This window comes from Rhodococcus sp. NPDC057014, assembly GCF_042673295.1.
GTDB lineage: Bacteria > Actinomycetota > Actinomycetes > Mycobacteriales > Mycobacteriaceae > Rhodococcus_F.
On record NZ_JBHUSF010000397.1, the window covers coordinates 1 to 7,139 of the forward strand.

The window sequence follows — 7,139 nt, forward strand, 5'->3', positions numbered from 1 at the left end:
AGCACTTCCGGGTTCCCGGCGCGCTGCTCCCGCAGTCGCAGCGCCGACGAGACGGCGTCGACGAGGGTGGTGTCGTCGTCGAGTTCCCCCAACTCGACCAGCCACACCCCGTCCTCGAAGGCGCGGCTCGCATCGGCGGCCACCCGCAACGCCAGCCGCGTCTTCCCGACACCCCCGATCCCGGCGAGCGTCACGAGACGGGACACGGACAGCAGTCGTCGCGCCTCGGTCACCTCACGGCGACGGCCGACGAAACTCGTCAGTTCGTGGGGCAGGTTTCCCACTGTGCCCTTCACTGCCGCCGGCATCACACCGTCACTCTCGACTCGCAGCCCCCTGCGCACACGGTACTCCCGGTGTGCGGGGGCAACGACGCTTTCGGCTGCGCGTCCGTGTTTTCGGCTGCGCGTCCGCGGGTTTCGAAGGGACCCGCGGACGGGATCACCGCGTCCAGCGGGTGGGCGCCCAGCGGCCGGTGTAGGACCGGATGCGGCCTGCCCGGCGGGGCGGACGCAACGCACCGGCCTCGGTCAGGCTGTGCGGGATCATCGCGATCCTCGTGCCGTCGACCACGTACGCGGCACCGGTCACGAACATTCCGGCCGGCGCACACAGATACGACGCCACGCCGGCGACTTCCCGATCGTCGGGGCCGGGCGCCGCGAAGTCCGGTTCGACCGCGGGCACCACCACCGAATTGACGGTGATCGAGTACCGCGCCAGTTCGGCGGCGAGCAGACCCGTCAGCCCGCCGAGACCGGACGCGGAGGTGGTGACGTTGACGATCCGTCCGCCCCCGCCACCGGCGATCATGTACCGCACGGCGCGCTGGATGCACTCGACGGCGGTGCTGCCGGGGCAGCTGACGAGGACGCCGATTCCGCCCAGGTCCCGGGCGAACTCGTCGACGGCGGCAGCGGAGCCGGGCAGGTCGGCCAGGTCCATACGCTGCACGGCCGCGCGCACCGATCTGGATTCGACGTCGGCGGCCGTGGCTTCGGCGCTCTCCCGGTCCGCGGCATAGGCGAGGCCCACGTCGAAACCGTCTCCCGCGAGGGCCAGGGCGACGGCGCGGCCCATCGGCGAATCAGATCCCGTCACGACTGCGGTGCGTGTGCTGGGGTGCATGGCTTCGGGATACCCCCTGGTAGATCTGCTCAAACGCTCAACATTTCGGACTGCGCACGGGCAGAACACAATCCGGCGACGAGCCTGGGGGCCCGCCGCCGATCGGCACCTACCGGGTCAGCAGTTGGACGGCGCCGGGTCGCCGCGGAAGCGAGCGTCCAGGTAGTCCAGGGCGGTCGGCAGACCCAGAACGGCCGTGGTCAGGTGATCGGGACTCGGGAACAGGTCCGACTGCACCGTGGCGCCCGCGGCGCAGTACCGGGCGATGGTCGCCTCGATCGAATCGACCGGGATGAGCACATCGGTCGGGCTGTGCCATTCGAAGATCGGTGCGGTCGGAACTCCCGGGTACAGCTCGACGCTGTTCTCGTTCAGCACCTCCCAGGCCTGCGGACTGCTCATCAGGTCGGTGGTCTTGGCGACCTCCGTGGCGCTGCGGCCTGCGCCGGCCGCGAGAATGCCGTTGGTGCAGGCGTTGACCATCTCGTCGCGCATCGCCAGTCCGCGGTCGTTGAGCTGCTCGCTGATCGGCAGCTTGTCCGGGTACTCCCGCTCCAGTCCGAGCGCCGCCGCCATCGCGAGACCGAACGCCGGATGCGGTTGCATGCCGAGACCGTTGGCCATCTTGCCGATGTTCATGGGCACCCCGCCCTCGGCGACGCCGACGATGTTCAGTTCCGGGGCGTAGGTCGGTGCGAGTGCCGCGGCCCACGCCGAGGCCATGCCGCCGCCGGAGTACCCGGCCAGCGCGACCGGGCTCTCCGCGACCGCCAGTTCCGGCACCCGCTGCACCGCGCGGATGCCGTCGAGCGTGATGGTTCCGCCGAGCCGGGCGGCGCCGTAGGCGCTGTTCGGGCCGAGGTGGTCGGGCAGAGCGACGGTCCAGCCGCGCTGCAGCGCGAGGTTCAGTGCCGGCGCCTCCTTGATCTGGAGGTCCGGGTCGTTCGAGTACAGCGTCCGCGACGGCGCGCACCGCGGCCCGAGCGCGTTGATGATGTGCTGATACGACAGCAACGGCCCGTTCATCTGCCGGTTGCGGGGTACCAGAACGGTGGTGACCGACGAGATCGGGTGGTCCTCCGAGTTGGTGGTGCGGTACTTCACCTGCCAGACGTCGGTGTCGGGGAACGCCAGCAGCGGCGGCATCGGGCGGACCGCGAGCGGCTCGCCGACCGCGGCCTCCGCAAGACCCTGCGGCTGCCCGTAGAAGGGATCGGGGTCGGAGGCGGGATAGATCGGCAGGGCGGAGGCGACCCCGCCGTTCGCGACCGCGGTGCAGGCGACGAATGCGGCACACAGAGCGCTCGCGGTGAGGCTCGTGATACGTGAGCGCTTCATGTCGCCTCCTGTTGTGGGTAGAGATCGATTGTCACCGAGTTCGCAGGAGATATCGGTATTCGGGCCCGCCCGTTACTGCACTGCAATAGAGGGCGGGCCCACCCGCGGAAAACGCGGGTCAGTGCGTACCCAGATAGTCCTCGAGGACGGGCCCGACCACGGCCAGGACCTCGGGTTCGATCATCTGGTTGTGCTCGCACTCGATCTTGACTTCCCGGATGCCGCCGGTGACCGAATCGCGCCATTCCTCCGGTGAATGCTCGCCCGTCGCCGCCGACCCGGCTGCGGTGAAGAACAGCAGGTTCCCGTCGAACACCTGGGGTCGGAAGTTGTTCATGATCCGCGAGGAGTTCGTGAACCCGGCGCTGATCCGCTCGAGGTGCCGAGGGGTCAGTCCGGTCTTCTGCCCGAACGCGTCGTCGAGCAACTCGACCGCCCGCTCGTACGTGAGTTCCTCCCCGGACACGGACTCGAGGTCCAGGCCGAGACCGTGCAGCAATTCGGGCACGGTGAGGCTCTCCGGACCCTGATCGGTCCCGTTCGCCACGTAGCTGTCCATGAGCGCGAGGGTGTCGACGGCCTCCCCCTCCCGCCGCAGTTCGACGGCCATGGCGTGCGCGATGACGCCGCCGAGCGACCAGCCCAGCAGGTGGTACGGCCCGTGCGCCTGGACCTTGCGCATCTCCAGCACGTACTGGTGGGCCAGCTGCTCGATCGAGTCGACGGCCGGGCCGCCGCTGATGATCGGCAACTGCAGGCCGAACGCCGGACGGTCCTGCGAGAGGTGCTGCAGCAGACCCGCATACCCCCACGACAGTCCGATCCCGGGATGGATGCAGAACAGCGGCGGCTTCTCCCCCGTCGGGCGCAGCGGGATGACGACGCCGAGCGCCTCGTCCACCGGCGACCCGGCGGCGTTCTCGGTGTCGATCCGCAGCGCCAGCCCCGCGGGCGTCGGATCCAGGAACATCGACTGCAACGGGATCTGCCGTCCAAGGCGCTCCTGCAGCACCGTGACGACCCGGGTGGCGACGATCGAGTTACCGCCGAGGTCGAAGAAGCTGTCGGCGGTACCGACCCGGTCCACTCCCAGCACCTCTGCGAAGGCCTCGACGATGATCCGTTCGGTCGCCGTCGTCGGGGCCCGGAAGGCCGCGCCGGTGGTGCCGAACTCGGGCGCCGGCAGCGCCTTGCGGTCGAGTTTGCCGACCGGGGTCATCGGGATCTGGTCGAGGACCACCACGGCCGACGGGACCATGTGCGCGGGCAGGCGGTCGGACGCGTGGGTGCGCAGTTCCGCCGGCTCGAGGTCGTGGCCGTCGGCGGCCCGCACGTACGACGCGAGGAGCGTGTCGCCGGACGGACCGGTGTGACCGATGGTGGCCGCGAACGCGACCGCGGGGTGGCGGGCGAGGACGGCGTCGATCTCACCGAGTTCGATGCGGAAGCCGCGGACCTTCACCTGGAAGTCGGTGCGGCCGATGTACTCGATGGTGTGGTCGCCGCGCCAGCGCACGACGTCGCCGGTGCGGTACATCCGGCGGCCGGGCTCTCCGTACGGGCAGGCGACGAACCGTTCCGAGGTGAGCGCCGACCGGTTGTGGTACCCGCGTGCCAGTCCGGGGCCGGTGATGTACAGCTCGCCGGGCACGCCGGCCGGGACGGGCTGCAGGCGTTCGTCGAGGACCAGCGAACCGAAGCCCAGCGCGGGGGCGCCGATGTTCACGACCCCGCCCGGACGCATCGGGGCGCTGACGCTCGCCTGAATGGTGGTTTCGGTGGGCCCGTACCCGTTGTGCATGTTGCGGTGCTTGCCCCAGATCTCTACCAGTTCCGGCGGGCAGGCCTCGCCGGCCACCGCGAGGACCCGCAGCGACTCGAGCCCCACGTCCTCGATGGACGACAGCGCGGTCGGCGTGATGAACGCGTGCGTGACCTCGTTGCGCCGGAACAGATCGGCCAACTCGGCGCCACCGAAGACGGTGGGCGGCACGATCACGACCCGGGCCGAGGCGCCGAACGCCATCATCAGCTCGAAGATCGACGCGTCGAAGCTCGGGGACGCCAGATGCGAGACCCGGGACTCGTGCGTGACCTGGAACCGTTCGTGTTCCTCCGCGGTGAGGTTGGCCATGCCGCGGTGAGTGACGATGACCCCCTTCGGTTTTCCGGTCGACCCCGACGTGTAGATCAGGTACGCCGGGTGCGCCAGATGCAGCGGCATCCTGCGGTCGGCGTCGGTGACCGGCGCCGAGGACACACCCGCGACCTGCTCGGCGAACGTCTCGTCGTCGAGCACCAGCCACGGCACCGTGTCCGGCAGGTTGTCACGCCTGCCGGCGACGGTCAGGCCGACCGAGGCCCTGCAGTCGGTGAGCATGTAGTCGATGCGGTCCCGCGGGTACGTCGGATCGACGGGCACGAACGCGGCACCCGACTTGGCCACCGACCAGATCGACACCACTTCCTCGATCGACCGAGGCATACCGATGGCCACGAACGTCTCCGGTCCGACACCGTGGGCGCACAGCACCCGCGCCAGCCGGTTGGACCATTCGTCGAGTTCGCGGTACGTGACCTGCCGGTCCTCGAACGACAACGCCACCGAGTCGGGGTCGAGGGCCGCGGCGGCCGTCAGCAGGTCCGGCCACACCTCGGGCCGCACGTCGGGCTTGCCGCGGGCCGGGACCATCTCGTCGATCTCCGCGTCGTCGAGCAGCGGGACGGTGCCGATGGGCCGGTCCGGGTCGGCGACGACGGCCGCGAGGATCCGCACGAACCGGTCCGCGATCGAACGCGCCGTGTCGGGGTCGAACAGGGAGACGGCGAAGTCGAGGCCGCCGGCGACACCCGCGGGCGCGCCGTCCTGGTCGAAGCGTTCGGCCAGGATCACCTCGAGGTCCTCCTTCACCACCCGGGTCTCGAGGTCCACGTTCTCGACTCGCAGGTCCGGCAGTTCCAGCGTCGGGTTCTCGTTGTTCTGGAACTCGAGGGCCACCTGGAACAGCGGTGAGTACGACGTGGACCGGGTCGGGTTCAGTTCCTCGACGAGCCGCTCGAACGGCAGATCCGCGTGCTGGAACGCGGCCAGGTCGGATTCCCGGATCTGCTGCACCAGTTCGGTGAACGTCGCGGACGGATCGATCCGGTTCCGCAGGACCAGCGTGTTGACGAACATGCCGACCATCTCGTCGAGCGCCTCTTCACCGCGCCCGGCGACCGGGGTGCCGATGACCACGTCGTCGGTGCTGCCGAGCCGCGACAGCAGCACGGCCAGCGCGGCGTGGACGGCCATGAACATGGTGGCGTTGTTGGCCCGGGCGAACGCCGTCAGCCGCTGATGGAGGTCGGCGTCGATCGCGAACTCGACCCGATCACCCTCGAACGTCTGCTGGATGGGGCGCGGCCGGTCGGTCGGCAACTGGATGACGTCCGGCAACCCGGCCAGGGTCTCCGACCAGAACCGCAACTGCCGGTTGATCATCGACTCGGGATCGTTCTCCGAGCCCAGTCCGGCGTGCTGCCACAGGGTGTAGTCGGCGTACTGCACGTGCAGCGGAGCCCACTGCGGGCCTGCGCCGCCCAGCCGCGACGTGTAGGCCACCATGACGTCGCGGGCGAGCGGCGCCAGGGAGAAGCCGTCCGCGCAGATGTGGTGCACCACGATCGTCAGCACGTGATGGTCGGGCGCCGACCGGAACAGGGCAGCCCGGACCGGGACGTCGGTGCTGACGTCGAATCCGCGGGAGACCAGATCCATGATGTGCCGCGGCAGGTCCGCCGCGTCCACCTCGACCGTGTCGACGTCCGGCTGTGCGTCGGCGGCGGCCAGGATCCGCTGGGTCGGTTCGTTGCCGACAGTCGGGAAGACGGTGCGCAGCGTCTCGTGCCGTTCGAGGACATCCGCCATCGCCAGGCGCAGGGCGTCCTCGTCCAGGGTTCCGGTCAGCCGCACCGCCAGCGGGATGTTGTAGGCGGGTGAGGACGTGTCGAACTGGTTGAGGAACCACATCCGCTTCTGCGCCAGCGACAGCGGAATCCGGTCCGGGCGTTCGACCGGGGCGAGCGCCGGGCGGGCGCCGCCGCTCACGCTGTCGGCGACGCGTTCGGCCAGTGACCGGGCGTCGGGGGCCTCGAACAGCGCCCGCACACCGATGTCGGTGTCCAGTGCATCCCGCAGTCGCGCGGTGACGCGCGTCGCGACCAGCGAGTTGCCGCCGAGATCGAAGAAGTTGTCGTCGATGCCGATCCGTTCGAGACCGAGGACGTCGGTGAAGATGTCCACGATCTTGCGTTCGAGATCGTTGGTCGGCGGCGCGAACTCCGTGGTGGCGACGTGGAACTCCGGCGCGGGCAGCGCCGACCGGTCCAGTTTGCCCACCGGGGTCAACGGGATCTCGTCGAGGAACATGATGCTCGTCGGCACCATGTGCGCGGGCAGTCGCGTCGACAGGTGTGCGGTCAGCTCGGCGGGGTCGACGCCTCCTTCCGTGACGGGCAGCAGGTACGTCACCAGCACCGTGTCACCGGACGGGCCGGGGGCACCGAGGGTCGCGGCGAAGCCGACCCCGGGGAACGTGGCGATCTCGTTGTCGATCTCGCCGAGTTCGATGCGGAACCCGCGGATCTTCACCTGGAAGTCGCTGCGGCCCACGTATTCGACGGTGTGGTCC

General features: G+C 69.8%; 3 protein-coding genes and 1 pseudogene. All 4 read right to left on the minus strand.

All coding sequences use genetic code 11. From position 1 onward, the window contains the following. Positions 1–344 (minus strand): annotated as a pseudogene (locus ACFTZB_RS40745) (LuxR family transcriptional regulator); the annotation flags it as partial. A gap of 97 nt (positions 345–441) precedes the next feature. Continuing rightward, positions 442–1,128: an SDR family NAD(P)-dependent oxidoreductase gene (locus tag ACFTZB_RS40750; protein ID WP_378440880.1), complete on the minus strand. Its 687-nt coding sequence runs from the start codon at positions 1,126–1,128 to the stop codon at positions 442–444. Between the two features lie 117 nt (positions 1,129–1,245). After that, a complete protein-coding gene (locus tag ACFTZB_RS40755) occupies positions 1,246–2,466 on the minus strand; it encodes a lipase family protein (protein WP_378440882.1) in 1,221 nt (406 codons plus the stop codon). A 118-nt stretch (positions 2,467–2,584) separates the two neighbouring features. Continuing rightward, on the minus strand, positions 2,585–7,139 hold a 4,555-nt coding region (locus ACFTZB_RS40760; protein WP_378440884.1), incomplete at its 5' end, for an amino acid adenylation domain-containing protein.